The organism is Vibrio sp. 10N.261.55.A10, assembly GCF_041470825.1.
Classification (GTDB): domain Bacteria; phylum Pseudomonadota; class Gammaproteobacteria; order Enterobacterales; family Vibrionaceae; genus Vibrio; species Vibrio crassostreae_C.
Map to the genome: position 1 here is coordinate 42,195 of NZ_JBFRNC010000042.1, position 21,929 is coordinate 64,123.

Annotated in this window: 26 protein-coding genes and 1 pseudogene; 21 read left to right on the forward strand and 6 right to left on the reverse strand. The window is 43.3% G+C overall.

Features of this window, described 5'->3' with window-relative positions; translation table 11 throughout:
- The first annotated feature begins 36 nt into the window (after positions 1–36).
- From AB4274_RS13690 to AB4274_RS13765, 16 genes are all read left to right on the forward strand, one after another.
- Positions 37–1,074 carry a phage major capsid protein, P2 family gene (locus tag AB4274_RS13690; RefSeq protein ID WP_372112337.1) on the forward strand — a complete coding sequence of 346 codons (1,038 nt, stop codon included), beginning with the start codon at positions 37–39 and terminating at the stop codon, positions 1,072–1,074.
- Positions 1,075–1,195: 121 nt separating this feature from the next.
- A complete protein-coding gene (locus AB4274_RS13695) occupies positions 1,196–1,645 on the forward strand; it encodes a head completion/stabilization protein (protein WP_372112339.1) in 450 nt (149 codons plus the stop codon).
- The gene (locus tag AB4274_RS13700; RefSeq protein WP_372112341.1) at positions 1,645–2,109 is read left to right on the forward strand and encodes a phage tail protein; all 465 of its coding nucleotides are present in this window, start codon (positions 1,645–1,647) and stop codon (positions 2,107–2,109) included. The genes AB4274_RS13695 and AB4274_RS13700 overlap by 1 nt, the downstream gene beginning before the upstream one ends.
- Complete coding sequence (locus AB4274_RS13705) at positions 2,106–2,645, forward strand: phage virion morphogenesis protein (RefSeq protein ID WP_372112343.1); 540 nt, start codon at positions 2,106–2,108, stop codon at positions 2,643–2,645. Before AB4274_RS13700 ends, AB4274_RS13705 begins: the two co-directional genes overlap by 4 nt.
- A complete protein-coding gene (locus tag AB4274_RS13710; protein WP_372112345.1) occupies positions 2,645–2,863 on the forward strand; it encodes a DUF2635 domain-containing protein in 219 nt (72 codons plus the stop codon). Before AB4274_RS13705 ends, AB4274_RS13710 begins: the two co-directional genes overlap by 1 nt.
- The gene (locus AB4274_RS13715) at positions 2,863–3,999 is read left to right on the forward strand and encodes a phage tail sheath subtilisin-like domain-containing protein (RefSeq protein WP_372112347.1); all 1,137 of its coding nucleotides are present in this window, start codon (positions 2,863–2,865) and stop codon (positions 3,997–3,999) included. The genes AB4274_RS13710 and AB4274_RS13715 overlap by 1 nt, the downstream gene beginning before the upstream one ends.
- Before the next feature lie 3 nt (positions 4,000–4,002).
- A complete protein-coding gene (locus tag AB4274_RS13720; protein WP_017109406.1) occupies positions 4,003–4,368 on the forward strand; it encodes a phage tail tube protein in 366 nt (121 codons plus the stop codon).
- A gap of 11 nt (positions 4,369–4,379) precedes the next feature.
- Positions 4,380–5,105, forward strand: a complete 726-nt coding sequence (gene gpM, locus AB4274_RS13725) for a phage terminase small subunit (RefSeq protein WP_372112349.1) — start codon at positions 4,380–4,382, stop codon at positions 5,103–5,105.
- Complete coding sequence (locus AB4274_RS13730) at positions 5,089–5,373, forward strand: phage tail assembly protein (protein ID WP_102550667.1); 285 nt, start codon at positions 5,089–5,091, stop codon at positions 5,371–5,373. Before gpM ends, AB4274_RS13730 begins: the two co-directional genes overlap by 17 nt.
- Positions 5,374–5,405: 32 nt before the next feature.
- Positions 5,406–5,525, forward strand: a complete 120-nt coding sequence (locus tag AB4274_RS13735) for a GpE family phage tail protein (RefSeq protein WP_258182968.1) — start codon at positions 5,406–5,408, stop codon at positions 5,523–5,525.
- Positions 5,526–5,561: 36 nt separating this feature from the next.
- Positions 5,562–7,457: a hypothetical protein gene (locus AB4274_RS13740; protein ID WP_372112351.1), complete on the forward strand. Its 1,896-nt coding sequence runs from the start codon at positions 5,562–5,564 to the stop codon at positions 7,455–7,457.
- Between the two features lie 730 nt (positions 7,458–8,187).
- On the forward strand, positions 8,188–8,637 hold the full coding sequence (locus tag AB4274_RS13745; protein WP_372112353.1) for a hypothetical protein: 450 nt from the start codon (positions 8,188–8,190) through the stop codon (positions 8,635–8,637).
- A gap of 394 nt (positions 8,638–9,031) precedes the next feature.
- The gene (locus AB4274_RS13750) at positions 9,032–9,451 is read left to right on the forward strand and encodes a hypothetical protein (protein ID WP_372112355.1); all 420 of its coding nucleotides are present in this window, start codon (positions 9,032–9,034) and stop codon (positions 9,449–9,451) included.
- A gap of 294 nt (positions 9,452–9,745) precedes the next feature.
- Positions 9,746–10,030, forward strand: coding sequence for a hypothetical protein (locus AB4274_RS13755; RefSeq protein ID WP_372112357.1), 285 nt, complete (start codon positions 9,746–9,748; stop codon positions 10,028–10,030).
- Positions 10,031–10,211: 181 nt separating this feature from the next.
- The gene (locus AB4274_RS13760; RefSeq protein WP_017061727.1) at positions 10,212–10,751 is read left to right on the forward strand and encodes a YaeQ family protein; all 540 of its coding nucleotides are present in this window, start codon (positions 10,212–10,214) and stop codon (positions 10,749–10,751) included.
- Positions 10,744–11,397 (forward strand): hypothetical protein, encoded by a 654-nt coding sequence (locus AB4274_RS13765; RefSeq protein ID WP_241910572.1) that lies wholly within the window; start codon positions 10,744–10,746, stop codon positions 11,395–11,397. Before AB4274_RS13760 ends, AB4274_RS13765 begins: the two co-directional genes overlap by 8 nt.
- Before the next feature lie 302 nt (positions 11,398–11,699).
- Here the strand turns inward: AB4274_RS13765 and folE are convergent, their stop codons facing one another.
- Positions 11,700–12,353 carry a GTP cyclohydrolase I FolE gene (gene folE / locus AB4274_RS13770; protein ID WP_017061725.1) on the reverse strand — a complete coding sequence of 218 codons (654 nt, stop codon included), beginning with the start codon at positions 12,351–12,353 and terminating at the stop codon, positions 11,700–11,702.
- A 215-nt stretch (positions 12,354–12,568) separates the two neighbouring features.
- On the opposite strand from folE, the gene moeA reads away from it, so the two are divergent.
- On the forward strand, positions 12,569–13,804 hold the full coding sequence (gene moeA, locus AB4274_RS13775) for a molybdopterin molybdotransferase MoeA (protein ID WP_372112358.1): 1,236 nt from the start codon (positions 12,569–12,571) through the stop codon (positions 13,802–13,804).
- A gap of 12 nt (positions 13,805–13,816) precedes the next feature.
- Entirely contained in the window at positions 13,817–14,569 is a 753-nt protein-coding gene (gene moeB, locus AB4274_RS13780) for a molybdopterin-synthase adenylyltransferase MoeB (protein ID WP_372112360.1), read from the forward strand.
- A gap of 54 nt (positions 14,570–14,623) precedes the next feature.
- Here the strand turns inward: moeB and AB4274_RS13785 are convergent, their stop codons facing one another.
- The 4 genes from AB4274_RS13785 to AB4274_RS13800 form a co-directional block, all read right to left on the reverse strand.
- Complete coding sequence (locus AB4274_RS13785) at positions 14,624–15,826, reverse strand: EAL domain-containing protein (protein WP_017061722.1); 1,203 nt, start codon at positions 15,824–15,826, stop codon at positions 14,624–14,626.
- Entirely contained in the window at positions 15,819–16,679 is an 861-nt protein-coding gene (locus AB4274_RS13790; protein ID WP_372074863.1) for a helix-turn-helix transcriptional regulator, read from the reverse strand. The genes AB4274_RS13785 and AB4274_RS13790 overlap by 8 nt, the downstream gene beginning before the upstream one ends.
- Positions 16,680–16,937: 258 nt before the next feature.
- Complete coding sequence (locus AB4274_RS13795) at positions 16,938–19,262, reverse strand: ATP-binding protein (RefSeq protein ID WP_372074864.1); 2,325 nt, start codon at positions 19,260–19,262, stop codon at positions 16,938–16,940.
- Between the two features lie 10 nt (positions 19,263–19,272).
- On the reverse strand, positions 19,273–19,581 hold the full coding sequence (locus AB4274_RS13800; protein ID WP_017061719.1) for an Hpt domain-containing protein: 309 nt from the start codon (positions 19,579–19,581) through the stop codon (positions 19,273–19,275).
- A gap of 192 nt (positions 19,582–19,773) precedes the next feature.
- On the opposite strand from AB4274_RS13800, the gene AB4274_RS13805 reads away from it, so the two are divergent.
- The 3 genes from AB4274_RS13805 (at position 19,774) to AB4274_RS13815 (ending at position 21,377) form a co-directional block, all read left to right on the forward strand.
- Positions 19,774–20,367, forward strand: coding sequence for a TfoX/Sxy family DNA transformation protein (locus AB4274_RS13805; RefSeq protein ID WP_137001856.1), 594 nt, complete (start codon positions 19,774–19,776; stop codon positions 20,365–20,367).
- 338 nt (positions 20,368–20,705) lie between these two features.
- Positions 20,706–20,945 carry a hypothetical protein gene (locus AB4274_RS13810; protein ID WP_017061717.1) on the forward strand — a complete coding sequence of 80 codons (240 nt, stop codon included), beginning with the start codon at positions 20,706–20,708 and terminating at the stop codon, positions 20,943–20,945.
- Between the two features lie 117 nt (positions 20,946–21,062).
- A complete protein-coding gene (locus AB4274_RS13815; protein WP_017061716.1) occupies positions 21,063–21,377 on the forward strand; it encodes a helix-turn-helix domain-containing protein in 315 nt (104 codons plus the stop codon).
- A gap of 75 nt (positions 21,378–21,452) precedes the next feature.
- Here AB4274_RS13815 and AB4274_RS13820 read toward each other — a convergent pair.
- A pseudogene (locus AB4274_RS13820) lies at positions 21,453–21,818 on the reverse strand (IS5 family transposase); the annotation flags it as partial.
- Between the last annotated feature and the right edge of the window lie 111 nt (positions 21,819–21,929).

Consider the following 21,929-nt stretch of genomic DNA (forward strand, 5'->3'; position numbering starts at 1 on the left):
GCCCTCAACCCATAACGAATTGAATTAGGTAAGAACATGCAAAAGCAGACCAAAATAAAACTCAGCGCCTACGTGAAAGCCGTGGCAGCGCAAAACGATGTAGATGATGCAACCGAGAAGTTTAACGTGAGCCCGAATGGTACTCAGCGCATTATCGCGGCTATCCGTGAAAGCAACTGGTTCCTAGGCAAAATCAACATCATCTCAGTGAAAAATCAAAAAGGTGAATCCATTGGTCTTGGCGCTACGGGCATGATTGCCAGTCGTACCGATACATCGGGTTCGGGCAAACGTACACCGAAAGATCACTCAAGCATGGGGGCGATGCCTTACATGTGTGAGCAAACAAACTTTGATACCGCGCTTCGTTACGCAAAACTGGACGCGTGGGCGCACCATAAAAACTTCAACGCCTTGATCAGTAAAGCAACCCGAGAGCAGATTGACGCCAATAAAATCACCATTGGTTGGTATGGCGTAAGTGTCGCTAAAAATACCGATGCTAGCGCTAATCCGAACGGTGAAGATGTGAATAAAGGTTGGTTCCAAGCCATGCGTGATCATAACGAAGATCGCTTAATCACCACGGGACAAAAAGCGGATGGTGAAATTCGTATCGGTGAAGGTGGTGACTTCATCAACCTAGACCTAGCCGTGCTTGAAACGAAAAACCTACTGCATGATGCCTGTGAAAATGACTCAAACCTTGTGGCCATCATCGGCTCTGACTTGCTTGCTTATGACAAAGCCAAGTTCTACGAAGCGCACGGTAATACGCCAAGCGAAAAAGGCAAAATTCAAGAGCTGCAAGTCATCGGTACCTATGGCGGTCTGCCTGCAGTGAAAGTACCAGGTTTCCCATCGACGGGCATCATGGTGACCAGTTACGACAACTTATCCATCTACATTCAAGAAGGTTCAGTTCGCCGCTCTGCAGGTAAGAAGAACGATGAAAAAGACCAAATTGAAAACTTCGAGTCGATGAACATGGCTTACGTGCTCGAAGAAGTTGGTAAAGCCGCAGCCATTGAATTCAAAAATGTGAAGCTTTGGATTAACGGTGCTTGGCATTAAGCCAACCGCTAGAAACTAACACCCCCTCAATGCAGGCTCTATTGCTGTTTCAGGTGCGCTTTGGTGCTAACTGTTATTCGCGATTGTCGGCCTGCATTCCCTAACCCTGTAAGGATAAGTCATGGAATTTGTCGGTGATAAAAACGAGCGCTATGAATCTGAGTTGCCAACCACGGCTAAATATCCAGCCCTGAAGATTTCAGAGTTTCAGTCTCTGTTCCATTTCCAAAGCAATGAAACAGAGGCAGGCATTCTGCACCACGCTACGGTGTCACGCATTAAAGTGCATTCTGAGTTGAAAGACACCTTAATGCCTTTTGCAAGTTTGACGGCGTTATCTCAAGAGCGCTTTGGTGATGATGACTCGGCCGAAACACTTTATAAGCAGGCCGTATTCGCACTGACCGCCGCTCAACTGATTAGCGTGCAAATGAGTGGTGACGCCACCGCCGAAGCGGCAGACCGACAAGAAGCGCTCACTAGTAAGAAAGAAGAGTGTGAAGTGCAGTACCGCCAAGCCATAGACATCTTGATCCACGCAGAAGAAACCTACTGCTTTGAGAGGGTGTAATGAAAGCGCTGAAAAGCTTAACTGACCTATTCAAAAGCCATGTAACCGATGCGGCCAAAATGGATGTGTGGGCGGAGGATGGCGCCTTATTTTGTGGTCAGGGTGCCGATGTCGATGGGTTTGAAATTGAATATACCGCCATCGTTTTCTTACAAAGCGCCAAGTTAGAGCCACAAGTGTTGTTTATGCAATTAGTCAGCTGGCTCAACAAGTACGACCCAGAGCGAGCGGAAAAAGGCTTGCCTATGCCGACGTTCGCGCTAGAGCCTCTCGATAAAGGTGCGTTTGATCTCAAGTTGAAAATTGATATTCGTGAAGAGTTCAATCTTCAAGAAAACGAACAAGGCAATTGGAAGCAAGGTGATACCCGTTATGAATGTATCAGTGGCTTTGAAGCGCGAGCCGATGAAGACCAACTTGGTGAATTGGTCTACTTTGTCGGCCACTTAGATGATTTGCCATGAGTGAATTAACACTCGCGACGCCTGAGCAACTGACTCAAGTTGTGGAAAGCTTAGTGCTGACGGCCAGTGATAAGTTTGAGCTGAATAAGCGCATGGCCAACCGAGCACGGCAGTTCTTTCGTCAGCAAATTCGAGCTCAGCGAGATATAGACAATAACCCGTACCAAAGCCGAACGCGGCGAAAGGCAACCCAACTATGGGATGGCACTCAAGCGCAGAACACCGTGAACAATAAAAACATGTTGCTGGGTTTTGGCCAGGCGTTAAGAACTCATGTGACAGAAGATAGCTTTGAGGTTGGTCTAAAAGGCGTCGTAGGTCGCATTGGCCAAGAGCACAACCAAGGCGCTCAAGTGTCATTTACGACTCGTGTTAATGGTCACTACAACAGTAAAACAGGTCAATGGACAGGTGGCGTGAAAACCAAACGCAATTACCAAATGCCCAAACGAACCTTCATTGGTTGGACGCCTGCTCTAGAGCGAGAGTTACTCGCCATGGCAGCGGAACACTTTGCACTAGAGGATGCAACGTAATGGATAAACAAGCAGTAGAGAAAACGGCGCTACCCACTTTCAAGATTAAGCCAGCGAAAACAGGCTTAATCGTGAAAGACCCTACAACCCGAGAGCCACTGAAAGCGGCAGGTGAAGATAAACCTCGTAACGCTTACTGGCTACGTCGACTCGCTGAAAAAAGTATCGTGGTCATCGATAAAACAGCCAAGCCCACAGCCCAAAAGGAAACTAAATAATGAGTATTGGTTTTGCTGAAGTACCCAGCACCGCTCGCGTTCCCGGTGTCTACATTGAAATTGATAATAGCCTGGCAAACAGCGCAGAAGACTTGCAAGTTATCTTGGCTATAGGTAATGCGGTCAGTGACGCAACGGTCGCGCCAAACAAAGTCACGCTTTGTATGGATGAGACGATTGCGGCAGCTTCGTTTGGTGCCAATAGCGACTTAGTGGAAATGATCACCTATTTCCGTAAACAAGATAAGACCATGCCTATCTTTGCAGTCAGTGTTGAAGATAGTGATACCGCAAGCGCCTTAGCCGCATTGGGTGACGTTCAATACCACCACATCATGTGCTCATTGAACGACAGCACCACCATTCGTGAGTTAGGGGCTTTTCTTGAAGAGCGATATGGCGCATTAGAGCAAGTACCAGGCATCGCGTATCTACCTAAGAAAGGCACACACGCAGAGCTCATCACCTTTGCACCAACAAGCAATTGCGCGTTAATCAACTTTCTGCCCATCAATAACTTGGGGGATTCTGCAGAAGCGCCATTGTCTGACGCGGCAGCGATTGGCGCATGGGTTGGTCAAATCGCCCCGTCATTGGCCATCGACCCTTGTAGGCCCCTGCAAACGCTCAAGTTAAACGGTGTTTACTCATTGGCAGCACAAGAGTGGGACTGGGCTGAACGTAACCTCTTTTTGTATGAAGGGTTAAGTACCTACACGGTGAACTCAGCGAATGAAGTGTTAGTCGAGCGCGCCGTTACCGCTTACACCGAAAACGCAGCTGGCGTAACGGACAACAGTTACCTTGATGTCATGACGCCGGCAACCGCCATGTATTTTCGTCAGAAACAGCGTTCGTTGATCTTAAGTGTCTACCCTCGCCATAAAGTCGCGAAAGACGGAACCAAGTTCGCCAAAGGTCAGCCGATCGTGACGCCGACCATGTTCAAAGCCAGGTTGTTGACCTTGTATCGAGATTTGGAATACCAAGGCATCGTGCAAGATTTCGATGGCTACAAAAAGTCGCTCATTGTCGAGCTCGATGAAACCAACAAGCAGCGCGTCAACTACCAAGATTCACCGCAGTTCGTGAACGGTTTGATTATCGTTGCAGGTAAAATTCAATTTAGGAAGTAAGTCATGGGAACAAAAATTACTAGCCGTGCTGTCCTTAACGCAGGCTCACTGGGGCGCCTTCCCATCAAAGAAGGGGCGGAATATGGCCTTGGCAACATGAAGCGCGAAACCATAATGGGTGACGATGGCCCTTTGGGTTTCTCTGAACAATTCTCGGATGCGCCTTTCATCAAATGCACCATCATTCACGCTCAAGACACCGATGAGAAAGCCATTGCTGATTTTGTGGGTGAAGACATCACCTTAGAAACGAACACAAACCGCGCTTACACCCTGAAAGGCGCATGGACAGTCGACCCGCTTACCGTTGCGGTAAAAGATGGCCAGCTTGAAGTGCTCTTTAACGGTGACGAGCTCATCCCACAGTGAGGAGAAAGAACATGTTATCCATACTGATGAAACGAGAGGCTCAGAAGGCAAAGCCAGAACCGGTTAAAGCCTTTGAAGCTATCGACAGTGTTGACTCTATAAACGAGTCAACAGTAAGCCAAGCCGTTCGCACCGCTTTTGTTGATAGACCCTGGGAAGAAACGCAACTCGTGTTTAAGCAAGACCAAAGCTACTTGCGCACCTTGTCTGGTTCGAAAGAGAAAGATCCGTACAAGCAAGAACTCATTAACAAGTACCGACCATTGGTTGAAAAGCTACTGGACACCCACAAAGGCGACTACGGCAACCTCGATGTGATGTGGTGCTTTTATATGTGGCACTTTGACCTTGGCCAGTTTGAAGAGATCCACGATGACTTTCGAGCGGCCATCGATGGCGGATTAGAAACACCGGCTAATTTCAAAGTGAATGGTCAAACAGGGTTTTGTGATTACGTCTTTAAGTACACGCACAAAGCGCATACCGAAAAGAAAGCGTACAAGCGTGAATACCTACTCAAAGCCGTGAGTGACTTACTAGCTGGCGAACTTGCTACTAACGCCCCACTCAAAGTGAAGATGTTCCGCCTAGTCGGTGATTGGCACTTTGAAGCAGGCGACAAAGAAAAGGCGCACAACCTGTTTGAGCTAGTGATGAAGCTAGATCCACAAAAAGGCGGCGTGAAGAAGAAACTAGAAGCATTACAAAAGGAGCTTGGTTATGACCAACCCCATTAAAGACGAGTCACAAGTCAAGGTCGCTGAACTGGCCTCGCCAATTGAAAAAGACGGCAAAGCGTTGACGCATATTGATATCAGCAAGCCACACTCTGGGCATTTGCGCGGGTTAAGCTTGATAGATGTGTGCGGAATGAAGTTTGACGCGGGACAAACCCTATTACCTCGAATCTCTTGCTTGAACGAGCGTGACATTATCAATATGCCTCCAGAGAACTGGGCGCCATTGCTCACGACGCTTGCCTCTTTTTTCGTCGCGACGGAATAGTAATAGATCGAGTTGAAGACTATTACGCAGATATCGCCCTTGTGTTTCATTGGCCCCCAAGCGAAATAGACAAACTCAGCTACGACGATCTATTACTGTTTCGAGAGCTGGCCAGACAAAGGCACGAACAAACACCACAAGAGAGCGAATGAGCTCTCTTTTTTTGTATCAACAAAAGGCTATCCAGAATGAAAATGAAACTGTCTGTTCTCATGGATATGAAAGATAAAACTTCAGCTGTTCTCAAAGGGATGAGTGGCGAGAGTGACTATTACGCCAAGTCCATCAAAAAGGTACAGAAGACACAGGCTGATGACTCTGCAGCAATGGGGATGATTGATTCTTTAAAAACGTCACGAACAGCAATGGACAAGAACGCCATTGCTGTTGATGCAGTCAGCGAAAAGCTTGAGGAGTTAAAAGTAAAAGCAGCAGGCGTTGAATCCCCAAGCGCTGCGCTCACGGAGAAAATCACAAAGCAGCAAGCTAAGCTGAGCAAACTGAACACTGAGCAAGAGGGTTACAAATCCCATTTAGAGAAGCTCGATACCCAGTTAAAAAAGACAGGAGTAAATACAGGGAATCTTGATGATGAGTACGACCGACTGAATCGAAGTTACAAGAAGCACGGTAAGGAAATTGGCAGGCTTAGTAAGCGTTATACCACCTTACAAAGAGTCATGAGCCCGATTCAAAAGCTGAACCGTTCCATCAAATTTCCAAAGGTCGGCGCTGCAGCGGCAGGAAAAGGAGCCGCGCTGTTAAGTGGTTTGAGCTTTGCTGGGTTAGTAACACAAGTGAACGGTGCAGCAGGTGAAATGGACAACTTGGCAAAGACATCAGCTAACCTAAAATTACCTATTGAAGAACTTCAAGCCATGCAATCCCAAGCTGAACATGCCGGGGTAAGCTCTGATGCACTGTCTAACTCGATGCTTCGCTTTACCAAGCGACTTGGCGTGTTGCAACAAACGGGTTCAGGTGCGTTAGGCTCTTACCTCAAGAAGAGTGAGAACGCGCTGCATAAAGACTTACAGGGCGCGAAAGACACTAAGCAGGCTTATGAGATGCTCCTTGAAGAGTTCTCTCAGCTTGAAACGCCACAAGAGCAAATGGCTTTTGCGGACGCGGCCTTTGGACAAGACGGTCGCAAAATGCTGATCATGTTACGTGAAGGCACAGAAGGGTTAACAGCAGCAAGAAAAGAACTCAATGCACTGGGTGGCGGTGCGACTGCAGAAGATGCGGCGAAAGCTGAAGCCTACAACGATGCTCTGCAAAAAATCGAAGAAAGCGTTCGCTCTATGAAGTTTGCAGCACTTGCACCCATCATGGAAAAAGCAACCAAAGCATTCACCCAGTTTTCTGAGAAGTTTAAGAACGCAGCCTGGCGAACCGATTTTATCGAAAAGCTTATTCAAACCGTAGACGGCCTTTATCAAGGTTTTGAACTGCTAGGTAAAGGGCTTATTTGGTTAGCGCAAAACTTCAAAGGGATTCTGGCGACGGTCGCCATTCTAAAAGTGGCGTTGATTGCTTTGAATGCTGCCGTTTTAGCAAACCCAATCGGGCTCATGGTGGCCGCTGTTGCCGCTGCAGTAATCGCGATTACTTATTTAATCGATAAGTTCATTGGCTTAGATAAAGTCATTAAATGGATTGGTGATGGCATTGGCTGGTTGTGGGATAAATTCAAAGCGCTAATCAACAAACTGCCAGATGCACTTATCCCTGACGGGTGGAAAATTCAAACCGATGAAGCTGGCCAAGAAGTCGATAACTTAGCCGCTAAACTCAATCGTATCGAAGATAAGAGTGCCACACTTGGAATCACGACCAATGAAACCCAAAACCGAACGGAGCGAACCCAAACTGAGCGAGGTTACCACGCTTATCAAACCGGAGGGATTCAGCCTCTTAAGGGAAACACAGCGTATAGCCCATTGGGCAACCAAACCGTGAAAAGTAAATCTGAAGTGTCATTGACCATCAAATCAGATAAGCCCGTTGCGATTGAGAAAGCGCAAAGTGAAAAAGGCACCGACTTAAATTTGGATGTGGGGAATATGGCGACAAGCTTTTAGCTTTCTTTGTTGAACTTCTTGCTCACGCCCAATGGTAGGGTGTGAGTTCTGAGTTCATGTTTGAGCTATACGACAAAGTCTCTTAGTGAGCACAGGCTCTTGCAAAAACGAGTCAACGCATTTCTGCCCTAAAATGAATTGCGCTAAAGTATTGGTGAAATTAATAATCCTGACGATCCAGTGTGTGTTTAGGATAACTCTGGGAGAATTTTCACAAACACCCACCCCAAACGAGTTTTCCAACCCTTATATACCAACAATCCATGGAGGTCTTATGAAATTCAAGCAACACACATCCCCCATATTACTTCGCCATTACAAATCTAAACTTTCATCACTCAACTGGACTGAGATGATAAATTTCTCTAATCAGTCGCGATGTAATGATATAAGAGATGCTGTAATTGCTAGTCGACTTCGTATCTCAAATCGAAAGCTGCATAAACAGACGAGTCTTATAGCGAGAAAAATTGATAACACGCAGATGGAATTAGTCACTATTACTATCGGGGCTAATGTTGGTATAGATTCATACAATTACCTCCTCAATCTTTTTGGTATAAAGGACTGCCGAGTGATGGTTGTTGTTTTCTGTACGTGACACGATAGACGTTCAATGGATAGAGTATTAGGCACGTTAAAATAAAGATACCGTCGCAATTCCAGTTGCGTTATGCATTATTACTGAGACTAAAAACACAGCTTGCACTGAGGTGTGGTAGGAGATTTTATGGCAACACTGAAAGAGATTGAGAACCTGATTGCACACTTTAGCTCAACTTATCGTAGAGCTGAACTCCCCCAGATACGCGGAAGCGGGTTGTATAGTTTATCTTCGGATCAAAATAAAGTTCTTAACGCGGAATCTCATTGGCCTGAAACTTGGCCAAATAACGATGAGCGTGGTGTATATGCAATACTCTCAGATCATGAAGTACTCTACATTGGTAAAGCATCGCTACAAAATTTAGGTTATCGATTAAGCCATTACTTTAGCTATAGCGCAGACCGAAAATCAGCAATACCAAAGCCTGGACATAAATGGAGTAAAACACCAACAGGAATAGTAACTTGGGCTGTTCCTAAAGAGCTATTTTTTGAAGCTTCGGCATTAGAAGAGTTCCTTATATCTAGATTAAAAGAAAGGCTGCCAGACAATACAGTTGGAACCGCGAAGTGAGAAGCCCACTCGGCGCTTCATCATGACAGTTTCCATGATCTAGCAATATAATATTTGATTAAGTCGGTTAACAGATTTGTTCTTTAGCCACGACGAACTGACTTGCTAAGTTTTAATCTCGCGAAGCCACTAAAACGTTTTTTGCTAAAACCTTCTTAGGTTCGCCGAACTAACTATCACGAATCTCTAGAGCAGACCAAATTAATCTAATCCATGTAGTGATTAGCGATACAGCAATGTTCAGTAGCTTTCTTCCGAAATACTTTTTGGATTCACACAACGCATTGATACTGGTTGAGTTTTATAATGAATGACATCAACATAGACGGAATACAAACATGGAATAATTCAGGCTATAACGCGTTATGTTTATTGTCTGAACAAGGAGGATAATTTGAACCTGAGAACTATTGTTATCATTGTTTTGGTTACTGTTTTAGCCGGGTGTGCAGCTAAAGGCCCAAACGAAGAGCTTCAGATGAGCAATGAATGTTATCAAAATACTGTTGACGAAAGGATATCTAAATTCACTAATAATTTTACTAGTGACGACTTGAAAGACTTAACTTTTGCTTTAAGGAAACATTACTTAAAAGTATCCCATGCAATGCTTCTAAAACAGCGAGCAAATGATATCTCAGATCCATTTGGTGGTATTCCTGCATCCTTTGAATTAGAAGCAGCTCAAGAAAGCGTGATTAGTAGCCTTAAACCAATCTACATGATTCTTAACCGTAATTCAGTTCCACAATTTGTATCTACGCATGTACAGCAGCAAATGAAAGACGGTTTGGCTATTTGCTATGGGGAATAATAAAAATAAGGATTAAGGTATTGGGTAGCTGACACTAAATCCTGACTATTGAGCAAGCCCGTTGGGATGCATTTTCACCTCAAAAGTATTCCTTTCAAATTAGAACCTAGGTATCTCCTAGTGTAGTGGGAATAATGCAACTTGCTTCAACAAAAGCCCTTATCCATTTGAATAAGGGCTTTGTATTAGTAAATGCTCGTTCTTTGTTAAGTCACTCGGCTCCCCAAACAGATGTGCTTGCGAATTTTTCAATGCTAGTTCAAGAATAAAGCTAAGTTAATAAGGAGAGCTAGAATGGTCGTTAACCCACCTGAATTAGAACCATTTTTCCATTTCGTCCGTGTATCTATTGTCAGTGCTCTAGGAGGCGATGAAGGGGCATACTGTTCAAACGAAACACTAGAGCAATATATAGACGCAACCAATAACAACATCACCCCATTACTCTACGACTTCTTCGTAAAATTCGATTACCTGTACGCGCTGCAGCAAGCAAACGCGCCACTAAGTACCGAAGAGTCAGAAGTACTACTTTCAGCCCAAGACTTGATTGACGAAGTACACCTTACTGTCATGTGATCCCTTTCTCGTTAGTTCGCCATAAGTGCTTAAAACAATTGGGGTGTACCAAAAGTCTCATCTTGCTAGCTAACTGCCCCACTTCGTTTATACTAAGCGCAACTTATCTATAGGCTGTGATTTCAAAAAACTCATTGGTACACCTATAGTACACCTCATCCGATTGGAACCCTTACATCACATGGCTCTAAAACCCACAATCTACAAGTTTCGTATCTCTTTAACCGATATGAATCGCGACTATTACGACTCTTTCAATCTAACGGTTGCACAACACCCTTCTGAAACAGAACAGCGAATGATGGCTCGAATCATGGCTTTCTGTATCAATGCATCTCCTGAACTTGAGTTCACTAAAGGATTGTCTAGCATTGAAGAACCCGATTTATGGCAGAAGTCGTTAGACGATCAAATCCTAGAATGGGTCGATGTGGGCGAACCCGATCCAGAGCGTGTTAAGAAGGCAACTCGCCTATCTAAATCAGTACGCGTATTCAGCTTCAACACTAAATCAAACGTTTGGTGGGAGCAGAACAAAGGTAAATTCGGCTACCTAAAAGCTCAGATCGTTCGTCTAGACAACGATGGTATTGAGCAGCTAGCAGCCATGACACAACGTACGATGGATCTTTCAGTCATGCTGACGGGTAACTCTGCTTTCATTAACAGCGATACTCAATCGGCAGAAGTAACGTGGGAAGAGCTACAGAGTAATGACTGAGCGTCCAACCCCGAATAATTCGCAAACAGCAGCTAGCCAGCTAGAAGAAGCCAAGCAACAAGCCGACGCGCAGCAAGAAATCAAAGCTAAACAACAAGCTAGAACCAAGCTTCACCAGTGTTTAAAAGAAGCAGGTTTAGGTTCAGTCAAAGCGCTCTCGACAGGCTACGAGAAAGAGCTGTCGTCATTTATTGATGAAAACCACGCTCTGTTCAAACACGCTTGCGAGAACAAGCCTGACAACTCTGCACGTCAGACGTTGCTTGGCCTGTTAACCAAGGTACATATCGATGCAAGCTATCGCTTTGAAAGCTATAAAGAAGCGAATGAGACGATGCAAAATGTATTCGATAATACTGTGGGCACTGAGCACAGTGACAAGTTTCAAAACTCTAACGCTCAACAGTTAAAACTAGTCACGCATTTGTGGTTGTTCATTCAAGGACGACTAGGAATGGATTACAGCCTAGCCAATGATCACGCAGCTGTAGCCGCTACGCTATTGTCTCGTATATCGAGAAGCAGTGATGATGAGATTCGCGTAGAGTTCATGGCCAGTTTTTACGATGGTTTGAACATCTATCAAGCCGAGAACAAGCCATCAGGTATTGTTCACCACTTAAAGCGTTTGTTTAACCTTTCTTAAGCACTCCCACCAGCGACTGATTCTAGTTACGCTCTATATGCTTTCAACAAACGTTAAGATATAGAGCGTGCTTTTTCTGCTTGGCCGCAACAGATTCCCTATTACGTTCATTCCTCACTTTAGGGAATGGCGAAAGTGAATAAGTCGCTCATTCTTCACTTTAGGGAATAACAGCATTCTCAGCCATTACAGTTGACTTCATTGCAGGCGTAAAAAAGCCCCGCATAAAGCGAGGCTTAGAATATTTTCAACGAACTTCAATTTACAAAGGCTAAATCACGTGCATCCAATAACGAAAAGTATTAACGCAGGCCGTGTAAGAATTCGTGGCGCGTTGCTGGGTTTGATCTGAAGATACCGCCCAGAGCTGTTGTTGTCGTTTCGCTAGTCGCGTCCATTACACCGCGTGATTTCACGCAGTAGTGAACCGCATCCATGGTGACAGCAACGTCATCAGTTTCGAGTAGCGTTTGCAGTGCAACAAGGATCTGCTGCGTCATACGTTCTTGAACTTGTGGGCGCTGAGCAAAGAATCGAACAATACGGTTAATCTTTGAAAGGCCGATGATTTTCCCACGAGGGATATAAGCGACCGCAGTCTTACCATCAATCGTCACTAAGTGGTGCTCACAAGTACTGGTCACGGTAATGTCTTTTACTCGTACCATCTCACGAACGCCCATCTTGTTTTCGATTACCGTAATTTTAGGGAAATTGGCGTAATCCAAACCAGAGAAAATTTCATCCACGTACATTTTAGCAATACGTTGCGGTGTTTCTTCCAGACTATCGTCCGTAAGATCAAGTTCAAGGAGAGTGAGAATCTCACGCATATGGTGTTCGATTCGTTCCTTTTTCTCTTCTCGGCTAACCTGGTTTGGACTCATTGGTGTCTCTAAACCACGGCTTGCTAGCGCATCTTTAACCAACTTCGCTGATTCGCTAAGACCTGACATTGAACTTCCTCTTTTATTACCCCTTCTGGATGGCAAACAAGGATACTCGGAATTTTGAATAAATACACCCATATTTTAAGGGAGGTCATTATTTACGGGGCTTAAACTGTGCTAGAGTGGCTAGAATTTCGTTGGCGAACCAGGTGTTCTGATCATTATTTAACCACCATTGCCAACCACAAAACCAAAACAATAACGATCAAAGGATTTCAATTATGGGCTGTTGCGACGCTCCGGGCTTGATGCCAATTGAAGAAGCACTAGATAAGCTGCTATCGCCAATTCAACCTATTCGAACGACCTTATCACTGCCATTGGCAGAAGCATTGGGTTACGTACTTGCTGAAGATATTCTATCCCCTATTTTCGTACCTCCTTTTGATAACTCAGCAATGGACGGCTATGCACTGCGCTTAGCAGACCTAGAGAACAGTAAAGTGCTGCCTTTAGCGGGCAAGTCCTTTGCAGGTCAACCTTTTGAAGGTGAATGGCCAGCAAACACCTGTATTCGCATTATGACTGGCGCAAAGATCCCGGAAGGTTGTGACGTCGTAATCATGCAAGAAAACACTGCTGAAACTGACGCTGGCATTGAGATTCAGCAAGACGACATCAAGCTGAACAATAACATTCGCCCTACCGGTGACGACATCAAGCAAGGCGATATCGTTCTTAGCCGTGGCGAACGTTTAACACCTCGTGACATTCCAATGATTGCTTCGCTCGGTGTGAGTCATGTAACTGTGGCACACAAACCTAAAGTCGCTTTCTTCTCTACTGGCGATGAGCTCAAGCCATTAGGTCAGCCTCTTGAAGATGGTCAGATCTACGACAGCAACCGCTACGGTATCAAACCGCTGATTGAAGCGTTTGGTTGTGAAGCGATTGACCTAGGCATCATCCCTGATTGCCCTGCAACGCTTAAAGAAACCTTCGAGAAAGCTCAAGAACTCGCGGATGTTGTTGTGACTTCTGGCGGTGTGAGTGTGGGTGAAGCGGATTACACCAAAGATATTTTGGAAGAACTCGGCCAAATCGGCTTCTGGAAGCTAGCTATCAAACCAGGTAAACCGTTCGCATTTGGTGAGTTGGATAACGCTTGGTTCTGTGGCCTACCGGGTAACCCAGTGTCTGCAATGATGACTATGTATGTGTTAGTTCAACCTATGCTGGCTAAACTTGCCGGTCACACTGCGTGGACAGCACCAGAATCGATTCCTGCGATCACTAAATCTGCATTCAAAAAAGGCCCAGGCCGTACTGATTATCAACGTGGTATTTACTCGATTGAAAACGGTAAGTTTGTAGTAGAAACAACAGGTAACCAAAGCTCTGGCGCTTTCCGCTCAATGAGCTTAGCAAACTGCTTTGTGGTACTAGAGCGCGAACGTGGCCGTGTTGAAGTCGGTGAAACGGTTCAGATTCAACTGTTTAACTCCACGCTTTACTAACGAGGCTTGCTGATGGAAATACTGTCTGACGCAGAGATGCTTCGTTACAATCGCCAGATCATTCTCAAACAGTTTGATTTTGAAGGTCAAGAAGCGCTGAAACAGAGTTCAATCTTAGTGTTAGGTGCGGGTGGTTTAGGCTGTGCCTCTGCTCAATACCTTGCGACTGCGGGCATTGGTAAGCTAATGCTGATCGACGACGATGTTGTCGAGCTTTCAAATTTGCAGCGACAAGTACTTCACACCGATACTGATATTGGTAAGAAGAAGGTCGATTCTGCCGCTGAATCTTTGCAGGTATTGAACCCGCATCTGACGATTGAAACTGTCGAACACAGGCTTGATGACGAGGCACTTGGCAAGTTAATTGAAGCACACTCGCTTGTTCTTGATGCCAGTGACAACGTCGAAACGCGCAATCAGTTGAACCGCTTATGTTACGCATCAAAAACGCCTCTAGTATCGGGCGCTGCGATTCGCATGGAAGGTCAGATTAGCGTATTCACTTATCAAGATGAAAATGCACCTTGCTACCAGTGCTTGAGCGCTCTATTCGGCAACGCTGCTCTAAGCTGTGTTGAAGCCGGTGTGATGGCACCTGTTGTTGGCATGGTTGGCGCGGCTCAGGCTTTGGAAGCTATCAAGGTTATTGCCGGGTTTGGACAACCAAAGCAAGGCAAGCTTTTGATTCTCGATGCCATGTCTCACAGCTGGCGTGAAATGAATTTAATGAAGATGCCTAATTGTTCGGTGTGTGGTAAGTAATAAAAAGAGCCAAAGCCCATTGAGTTGGCTTTGGCTCGTTACCCTAATACGTTGTTAATGATTAGAAGTATATTCAGAAGCGACGTAATCTAGCTCCTTTTGCTCTGCGAGCATCTCAACTACAATTTCAGGTAGTGATGGAACCCCATGAAGAAAACCTTGTTGGTTAAAGCCGCCTAGAGCTTCCAGAAATGCACAGGTGTCTTTATTTTCAACACCCTCATAGATAATACGTGCGTTTTTTACCGAAACGAGCTTCTTAACTTCATCGATTTTTTGCATGTAATCAATGTTATGGCAAAGTCCCCATGTAATGGTTTTATCTATTTTTATCTCACTAATAGGCAGTTTGACAATACGTTCAATATTCGATGCTTCCATCCCAAAGTCATCTATAGAGATCTCAAAACCATTCAACCTTAGCCGTAAAATATTTGCCAACAATTCTTTTTCAATATTGCCTGAAAGCCCCTTTTCAGTCAGCTCTACAACGATAGTATGCTCAATACCTTGCTTATAGATCTCGAGTAGATTATCGACAACAGATTCATCAGTCAGTAAATTAGGATCGATATTAATTGAGAACCTCAACGATTTATCAAGTTCACTGAAGTGGAGATGATAATCCTGAATGAATTTATTTATCACGATATTGGTAAAAACCTTTTGCTTTCCTAGCTCTTCAATTACTGGCAAAAAATAGCTCGGTGGAAGTAAGGTCCCGTTTTCATCAGACCATCGTGACAACACTTCAAACCCCGAAATAACATTTATATCCGAAACAACTTGCGGCTGATAAACCAGATTGATGGGAAAATCGTCATCGATGATTGTTGCACGGTTACCAAAGCCAAGCTCGCTTTTGGTTATGGTTTCAACTTCAAGTGCTTTATCAACCAACTCACTTATTTGGTTAGCCCAAATAGGCTTTTCTAGTGAAGCGACAACATTTAACTCATAGAGCTTTCCAAGCATACTCACCGAGCTAACAATGGATTTATCCAAACCTGAAATAATGATTATTTTAGACTCAACATTTTGTTGCGACATCATACTCAAGAGTTCAAATCCATCGCCATTGGGCATCATGATGTCCATAATCACCAAATCAAATGATGCGTTTTGCATTTTGCTCATTGCATCGAACGCATTTTCTGCAAACTGTACAGATGTTTTTTTATTAGATAAAGAGACCGCATTTTTAATGACCTCTCTCGATAGTTCAACATCGTCAACAATCAATACTGTGTTATTCATTCTCTTCACCTTTATAGTTTGCAATAATATCCATCCAAGTGCGTTGTGATTTCATTTTCTTTGAATCCAAGTTCATGACCTTCATTGATCTATCGTTACTTCTTACACTTCGATACTCGCAGCCCAATGAAAAAAACAGATCAAAAATCCTTTTGCTTTTCAGTAGTATATAAAACTCTTTATCTGGATTTAAGCTTTGTAGATACTTGTACGCCTCTCTGCCCATTGTGTCTGTAAATGACGAATAATGAGTGCAGTTAAAAGTAACAACTAAATGTGCTCTATCTTCTTTAGATACTAAGACTTGCTCCAAAAAATCTGCTGCAAGATTATAGTTAGCACTTAATAAGTGTCCGATTAATTGCCCATTAACCGTGACGAGCGTTAACTCTCCAGAATATTGATTTATTATTTTTTCAATAATTACCTTTCTACTCAGACCTAAATCTTCTAAATTACTGAGCATAACGTTATCCTCATATTCAAAGATGACATCAATTAACTTGGTAATCTTCCCAAGAAGGAATGAATTATTTGAGTTAATCACCGTAACTTCTGTTTGGACGTGCATGTTCATATCAATATAACCGTTATTATTAAATTTATTCGTTAACCCTGTGAGAACTGTTTGTGAGTCGTTTGCCTCCCAAACATCAAATATGTTGACTCCAATAAGGTCCAGTAACTCGTTTTGACGTTTTAAGTGGGGAGTTGTTACTCCTCTTTCCCAACGGCTTAGTGTCACAACGTCCAGGTTGTTAAAGTTAGAGTTACTTCTTTGAATCGCATCAACAAAATTAGTTTGAGACAAACCATTATTAACACGAAACGTACGTATAATATTTCCAAACATAGCTTTATTTTCTTATTCGTTATTGTGATTTAGCTTATTTTTAATTAGATACGAACAAAAGCTAAGGGCAAGCTGTGATTGAATAATTTGAAAATGCCCAGCTACTCTCAACACTTATTGGATGATAGTTATTTTCATAACAGTTTGGGCATTATCTTGATGACAATGCCCATAACTCTCAGAAAAACAGATGAAAATAATACATGAAGATCCGAAGATGGCTTACCCTCAGGTTATAGGTAGGAGTATTTAACTAAGTTAGCAAGTACCACCTGATAAAGCGCAATGAAGCTTTAGCTTTAGATCGCTCGGGTTGAGCGGTTTGGTTAGATAACACGAAAAGTATTGGTCCATTCGAGCCTCTTCTTGAATGGTAGCTCGTGCCGTAACGGCAATTATAGGTAACGATGGCTTACGCTTTTCCAACTCAGAAGCAAGCTCAATGCCATCCATAACCGGCATTGAAATATCCGTCAGTACAACATCAAAGTCATGTTCAGAAGCGAGTGCTAAAGCCTCCAAACCATCATTCGCGGTCATGCATTCACAACCTAGCTCGTTTAAGTGGAACTCTAGAATTTCTCGGTTGAACTCAACATCATCAACGATCAAGGCTTTTTTACTTGTGCAGTCTAAGCGCTCTCTAACGTTATATACCTGTTCAGCAACACCGTTAGAACACTCAAGAACATTCATAATTTCTTGAGCTGGGAGTGAGATAACAAAAGTACTACCGGTGCCGAGCACACTCTCAACACGCAACGAACCCTTCATTAACTCTACGATGGTTTTAGTTATCGCCAAGCCCAAGCCAAAACCAAACTGTTGGTCTTCTTGATTAACCTGTTCAAAGCCGTTAAACACCGCATCCAATTTATCTTGGGGAATACCGACTCCAGTATCGCTTACGGAGATATTGAATGCTCTATCGTCGGTTGAAACTTCTATTGTCACCCCTCCCTTGTTTGTAAACTTCAATGCGTTCGAAACTATATTATTGATTGCTTGCTTAATACGAAGCTCATCAATCATCAATGTTGTCGAAGCATCGACATTGCATATAATATCAAGCGACAATTGTTTAGACTCGCTAAGCGGAAAAAACGTATTTTCAATTTCGCGCATCAAACTCATTACTGACAGGCATTTAGGGTTTAATGAATAGCTTGCTGCTTTTACTCTTTCAAAATCCAATAGGTCATTCACAATGCCTAAAATAGTATTGCTCGCACTCGAAATACCGTTCAGCTGATGGCGATATTCGTCAAAGTTTTTGCTATGGCTTAGCATATGTGTATAACCAATAATCGCGGTCAGTGGCGTGCGAACCTCATGGGACACATTTGAAAGCAGCACCGATTTCTGTTTATTGGCCTCACTCGCCTCTTGCGCTGCTATCTCGTACTGCTTCGTTCGCTCTTCAACTTCATATTCAAGCCCTTCAATCAAATTTTGAATCTGGATCCCAGCCTCAGAATAAGCCTTTGAAAGCTGTTCAATTTCGTCTCCATTACTATAAACAGTATGTCTGGATTTATTAAAATCACGCTGCTTTAGATATTTAGCTTGTGCGATCAATTTAGAAATAGGTATCAGCATCTTATTCACCGCGATTGAGTTAATAGCTAAAAACAGACCAAGCAAAAGGATATAAGCAAAGAACAGGCGTTTGATCAACGAGTTATCACCAGATAAAACCAGCTCTTTGGTGGTCGCATAACTGGAACGAATCACATGCTCTGGCGTGACTAAAATCAACCTCCAACCGGTTTGACGGTTCTGAACAAAAGTGACATTGAAAACACCTTTTTCGCCACTTACCACAAAACTACCCAAGTAATGTGACATGATATGGCTTCCGACACTCTTTTGAATTTGTTCATCAAAAACACTTTCAGACATCAATTGGTCGACATTCTGTTGTAGATTCGACGCGATAAGCTTGCCGCTGTCGTCTACTAAGAAATAACGGTATTGGAATTCATCGATCATATTTTCAAAAGTCAGTGAACGAGAAAAATACTCTAAATCTAAATCAAATTTGAGTAACGCGTTATCCCAGTGCTCTGGACGGATATAAATGGCAAACTTAGTGACGTGCCCCACTTTAACTTCTTTCCCTATATAGAAATTCTTGTAGTGGATCATGCGACTAAAATCGACAGAAATAGAGCGGCTTACAATACCATTTTCGGTGATAGATACTTCTTGGTTGCGTTCAGTGTCAATAAAAAGCACCTTTTTGATAAAGGGCTTAAGCTTAGTATTGATATAAGCCAGCTGTTTATTACGAAGTGCCTCGTTTTTCGATTCATTAACAAAATCATGAGCAAAATCAATCGCCACATGATCCACTTCCTCAGTGATCAGCTCGACCTCTTTATCAAGGGTTACACTTTGAGCTTTCACAAAGGTAAGTAGAAGCTTTTTGTTATTTCCCGTAATGCTCTCCTTTATCTCTTCAAATTGGTTTTGTGAAGAAACCTGAACGATTTCGATAGCGGAGTACGTAAGCAACACCACAAATAGAACCAGTATTGTTGCGTTGGTGAAAATGATTTTATTTTTAAAAGACACGTTCATATCCTCCAACTTAAGCGTCAAAAAGTTGAATCATGGCGTTAGACACATCCATCAAAATCTTTTTTCCTGCACTTTCATTGATTACCGCGTCGTAGTGCTCCAATTTAAGACAAATTCTTGCAACCTCTGTAGCCCCGCAAGATAACGCAATGCCTTTCACTTTATGGGCGAGCGCTCGATTGGACTCACCTCCTTGAAGAATATCATCATTAACCTTGTGCAAACTTCTAATAGCAATCTGACGAAATCGAACGCCAATATCCGATTGAAAGTTACAACCCGTCGCCATTAAAAATACATTTGTGTCGATGCTATACATACCAATTTCTCCCGCCTTCGTGACCCCCCTTAATTTTGACCGTCTGTTACAAAACTGATATGGCAGATCGAGAATTTAAATAACCGGCATGCCTAATGGCATTGTCTGTTTTTTAACTTGGCTTATGCCATATTCACTGCTGGCTACATTTGGACAATAGATCACACTTTTTATGATTATCGAGTGAAAATAATGGCTCAACTTTTCAGACATACTTTTAGACGCTTGGAACAATTAGGTCGAGTGTCTATAAAACAAATATTTGGCGTAACGGCCTTCTATGTAGATCACGTTTTGCTCGTTCTACATAAAAGTGGGGAGCTGTACCTCAGAGGAACACCGGCACAAGAAGGCTACTTTATTAACAAGGGCTACCCCAAGGTGAATGCGAGCGTACTTGGAGTAAGTCAGAATGCGGATTATTACAAGTTGCCAGCAAACCCTTGGAGCAAGTATTCTTTGACTCTATGTGAAGCAGAAATCGCACTAGAGCAAATAAAGAGATCACGAAGCAGTTATATTTCTGCTCCCGAAAGGCTCAAAGACTTACCCAACATGCGATTCTCAACTGAGCAACTTCTTGAGAAAGCGGGTATAAACTCCATTGAGAAACTCAAAAACCTGGGCACGATTGGTGCTGTAGAGGCTATCCAACAGCATACCCACCATAAACCAACCATCGAGTTAGTTTGGTCGTTAGAGGGTGCAATCCAGGGTATACACCGTTCACAACTGCCGACGAACCTAAAAAATGCATTGCGCACCCAAGCTCAAAGTTATTGTTAGCCTATATTGTTTTAACGAAGCTTAGATTCTTGTTAAATCCAAATGCGGTCAATTTGATGCCGTGGCTATTCCTAGCTACGGCTCATTAGGCTAACCCGCTGTCCTTAAGTGATTTCACTCAAGTTTAACGTCTTTAAATTAGCCTCCCCTTTCATTTGATCGCCCACTCCGTTTTAATTTTCACTGCCAGCCTTTATTTTGGTTTCCTACTATTCCCTCTGCTACAAATTACCATTCAAGTTTTAATGCAACTGAATTTATAACTATTTATTTTACAACCTGCCCTATCGCTACCAAACTAGGCATATCAACACAACACTAATAAAAGGTGCCTAAATATGCGTTCATTAATCTTTATTTCAACAGCAGTATTAGCAACTCTTATCTCTTTTCAGTCGGCGGCCGCAAATGTCACTGTGCGTTGGACAGGGAAAGTACCGACTTCTGACTGCGCTTCAAACCCTATTAGCAATCAAGTCGCGTTCAACTCACAAAGCGAACGTTGTAAGGTTGAACTTAAACAAACTGAAATAACTAATACAAAAACAGCAAATAAAATGGTTTCGTTTGATGTGTAATATGAAAGGAAAACCCATTAAGTAGGCATAATAGCCAGATTAATATTCAACCTGACCTTGCATGTAATCGCAGCAAATAAATAATACGGGTATGATAATTAAACTGGCTGTTTGTTTATGCACTTAATCTTACATAAAGGGTCGCTAAGAATTTCGCTAGCCGACCACCCAACGATAAAACCCATCCAGCTCACACTCAGTGAATTTTTAGTTCTAAAAGAGTTACTCACTCATCAAGGGGAGCATTTAACCAAACACCATCTACTAAAAATGGGATGGCCCAATTCATTCGTCTGTGACAATGCATTGAATATGGTGATCATGTCTTTAAGAAAGAAGCTTCTTAGGCTCGGTGGATGGATAGAAATCAATACCATTTACAAGATAGGTTATAGTTTAAATAAAACTGACAAAATATGTGTTTTGCAGTGAATTTAAACACTCCCGTCCAAAAACCAGCGCCGCCAACCTACAACTTGCCTTTGAATATGACCAATGCATTCGGTCAGTTGCATCAATGGCTAGGTGTTGTATCGCTCCTCTCGCTTTAGTCTTAAATGAGACCTCAACTTGCTTGGCTCTACGACTGATGCAGGTGTAATGCGGACAACTTAACGGCACATGGGCTAACCTAAATATCGAGTCGATAAATCCTTGCAGCGCTCTCAGTGGCATAGAAAAAACTCGTTTCACCATGAGTGCTGTCGTAATAGCTAAATCACTGAACCGACGTGGCCTCCCGCGCTTATTCTGTTTGCTTTGCGCCCACCCACTTATTGCTTCTTCATCGATCCAGAAGGTCAGAGAACCACGGTTAATGAGCGATTGGTTGTATTGCTTCCAGTTGGTTGTTTTGTAACAAGGTTTAGGCATAAGGCTACGAGAGAGAGTGGTGGTAGCTGATCAGATCGTAGGTTCTTGATTTAGTTCCATTGAATTACGCAACAAAGCCCCTGCCAATGCATACTATACGAGCGTTAAGCT

What these genes read in the sequence shown, in the direction of transcription:
- moeB (WP_372112360.1), top strand. Translation starts at nt 13,817, where the DNA reads ATGGAAATACTGTCTGACGCAGAGATGCTTCGTTACAATCGCCAGATC.
- AB4274_RS13795 (WP_372074864.1), bottom strand. Translation starts at nt 19,262, where the DNA reads ATGAACGTGTCTTTTAAAAATAAAATCATTTTCACCAACGCAACAATA.
- AB4274_RS13810 (WP_017061717.1), top strand. Translation starts at nt 20,706, where the DNA reads ATGCGTTCATTAATCTTTATTTCAACAGCAGTATTAGCAACTCTTATC.
- AB4274_RS13740 (WP_372112351.1), top strand. Translation starts at nt 5,562, where the DNA reads ATGAAAATGAAACTGTCTGTTCTCATGGATATGAAAGATAAAACTTCA.
- AB4274_RS13755 (WP_372112357.1), top strand. Translation starts at nt 9,746, where the DNA reads ATGGTCGTTAACCCACCTGAATTAGAACCATTTTTCCATTTCGTCCGT.
- AB4274_RS13730 (WP_102550667.1), top strand. Translation starts at nt 5,089, where the DNA reads ATGACCAACCCCATTAAAGACGAGTCACAAGTCAAGGTCGCTGAACTG.
- AB4274_RS13710 (WP_372112345.1), top strand. Translation starts at nt 2,645, where the DNA reads ATGGATAAACAAGCAGTAGAGAAAACGGCGCTACCCACTTTCAAGATT.
- AB4274_RS13715 (WP_372112347.1), top strand. Translation starts at nt 2,863, where the DNA reads ATGAGTATTGGTTTTGCTGAAGTACCCAGCACCGCTCGCGTTCCCGGT.
- AB4274_RS13800 (WP_017061719.1), bottom strand. Translation starts at nt 19,581, where the DNA reads ATGTATAGCATCGACACAAATGTATTTTTAATGGCGACGGGTTGTAAC.
- moeA (WP_372112358.1), top strand. Translation starts at nt 12,569, where the DNA reads ATGGGCTGTTGCGACGCTCCGGGCTTGATGCCAATTGAAGAAGCACTA.
- AB4274_RS13695 (WP_372112339.1), top strand. Translation starts at nt 1,196, where the DNA reads ATGGAATTTGTCGGTGATAAAAACGAGCGCTATGAATCTGAGTTGCCA.
- folE (WP_017061725.1), bottom strand. Translation starts at nt 12,353, where the DNA reads ATGTCAGGTCTTAGCGAATCAGCGAAGTTGGTTAAAGATGCGCTAGCA.
- AB4274_RS13815 (WP_017061716.1), top strand. Translation starts at nt 21,063, where the DNA reads ATGCACTTAATCTTACATAAAGGGTCGCTAAGAATTTCGCTAGCCGAC.
- AB4274_RS13785 (WP_017061722.1), bottom strand. Translation starts at nt 15,826, where the DNA reads ATGAATAACACAGTATTGATTGTTGACGATGTTGAACTATCGAGAGAG.
- AB4274_RS13700 (WP_372112341.1), top strand. Translation starts at nt 1,645, where the DNA reads ATGAAAGCGCTGAAAAGCTTAACTGACCTATTCAAAAGCCATGTAACC.
- AB4274_RS13765 (WP_241910572.1), top strand. Translation starts at nt 10,744, where the DNA reads ATGACTGAGCGTCCAACCCCGAATAATTCGCAAACAGCAGCTAGCCAG.
- AB4274_RS13760 (WP_017061727.1), top strand. Translation starts at nt 10,212, where the DNA reads ATGGCTCTAAAACCCACAATCTACAAGTTTCGTATCTCTTTAACCGAT.
- AB4274_RS13690 (WP_372112337.1), top strand. Translation starts at nt 37, where the DNA reads ATGCAAAAGCAGACCAAAATAAAACTCAGCGCCTACGTGAAAGCCGTG.
- AB4274_RS13720 (WP_017109406.1), top strand. Translation starts at nt 4,003, where the DNA reads ATGGGAACAAAAATTACTAGCCGTGCTGTCCTTAACGCAGGCTCACTG.
- AB4274_RS13790 (WP_372074863.1), bottom strand. Translation starts at nt 16,679, where the DNA reads ATGTTTGGAAATATTATACGTACGTTTCGTGTTAATAATGGTTTGTCT.
- gpM (WP_372112349.1), top strand. Translation starts at nt 4,380, where the DNA reads ATGTTATCCATACTGATGAAACGAGAGGCTCAGAAGGCAAAGCCAGAA.
- AB4274_RS13705 (WP_372112343.1), top strand. Translation starts at nt 2,106, where the DNA reads ATGAGTGAATTAACACTCGCGACGCCTGAGCAACTGACTCAAGTTGTG.
- AB4274_RS13805 (WP_137001856.1), top strand. Translation starts at nt 19,774, where the DNA reads ATGGCTCAACTTTTCAGACATACTTTTAGACGCTTGGAACAATTAGGT.
- AB4274_RS13745 (WP_372112353.1), top strand. Translation starts at nt 8,188, where the DNA reads ATGGCAACACTGAAAGAGATTGAGAACCTGATTGCACACTTTAGCTCA.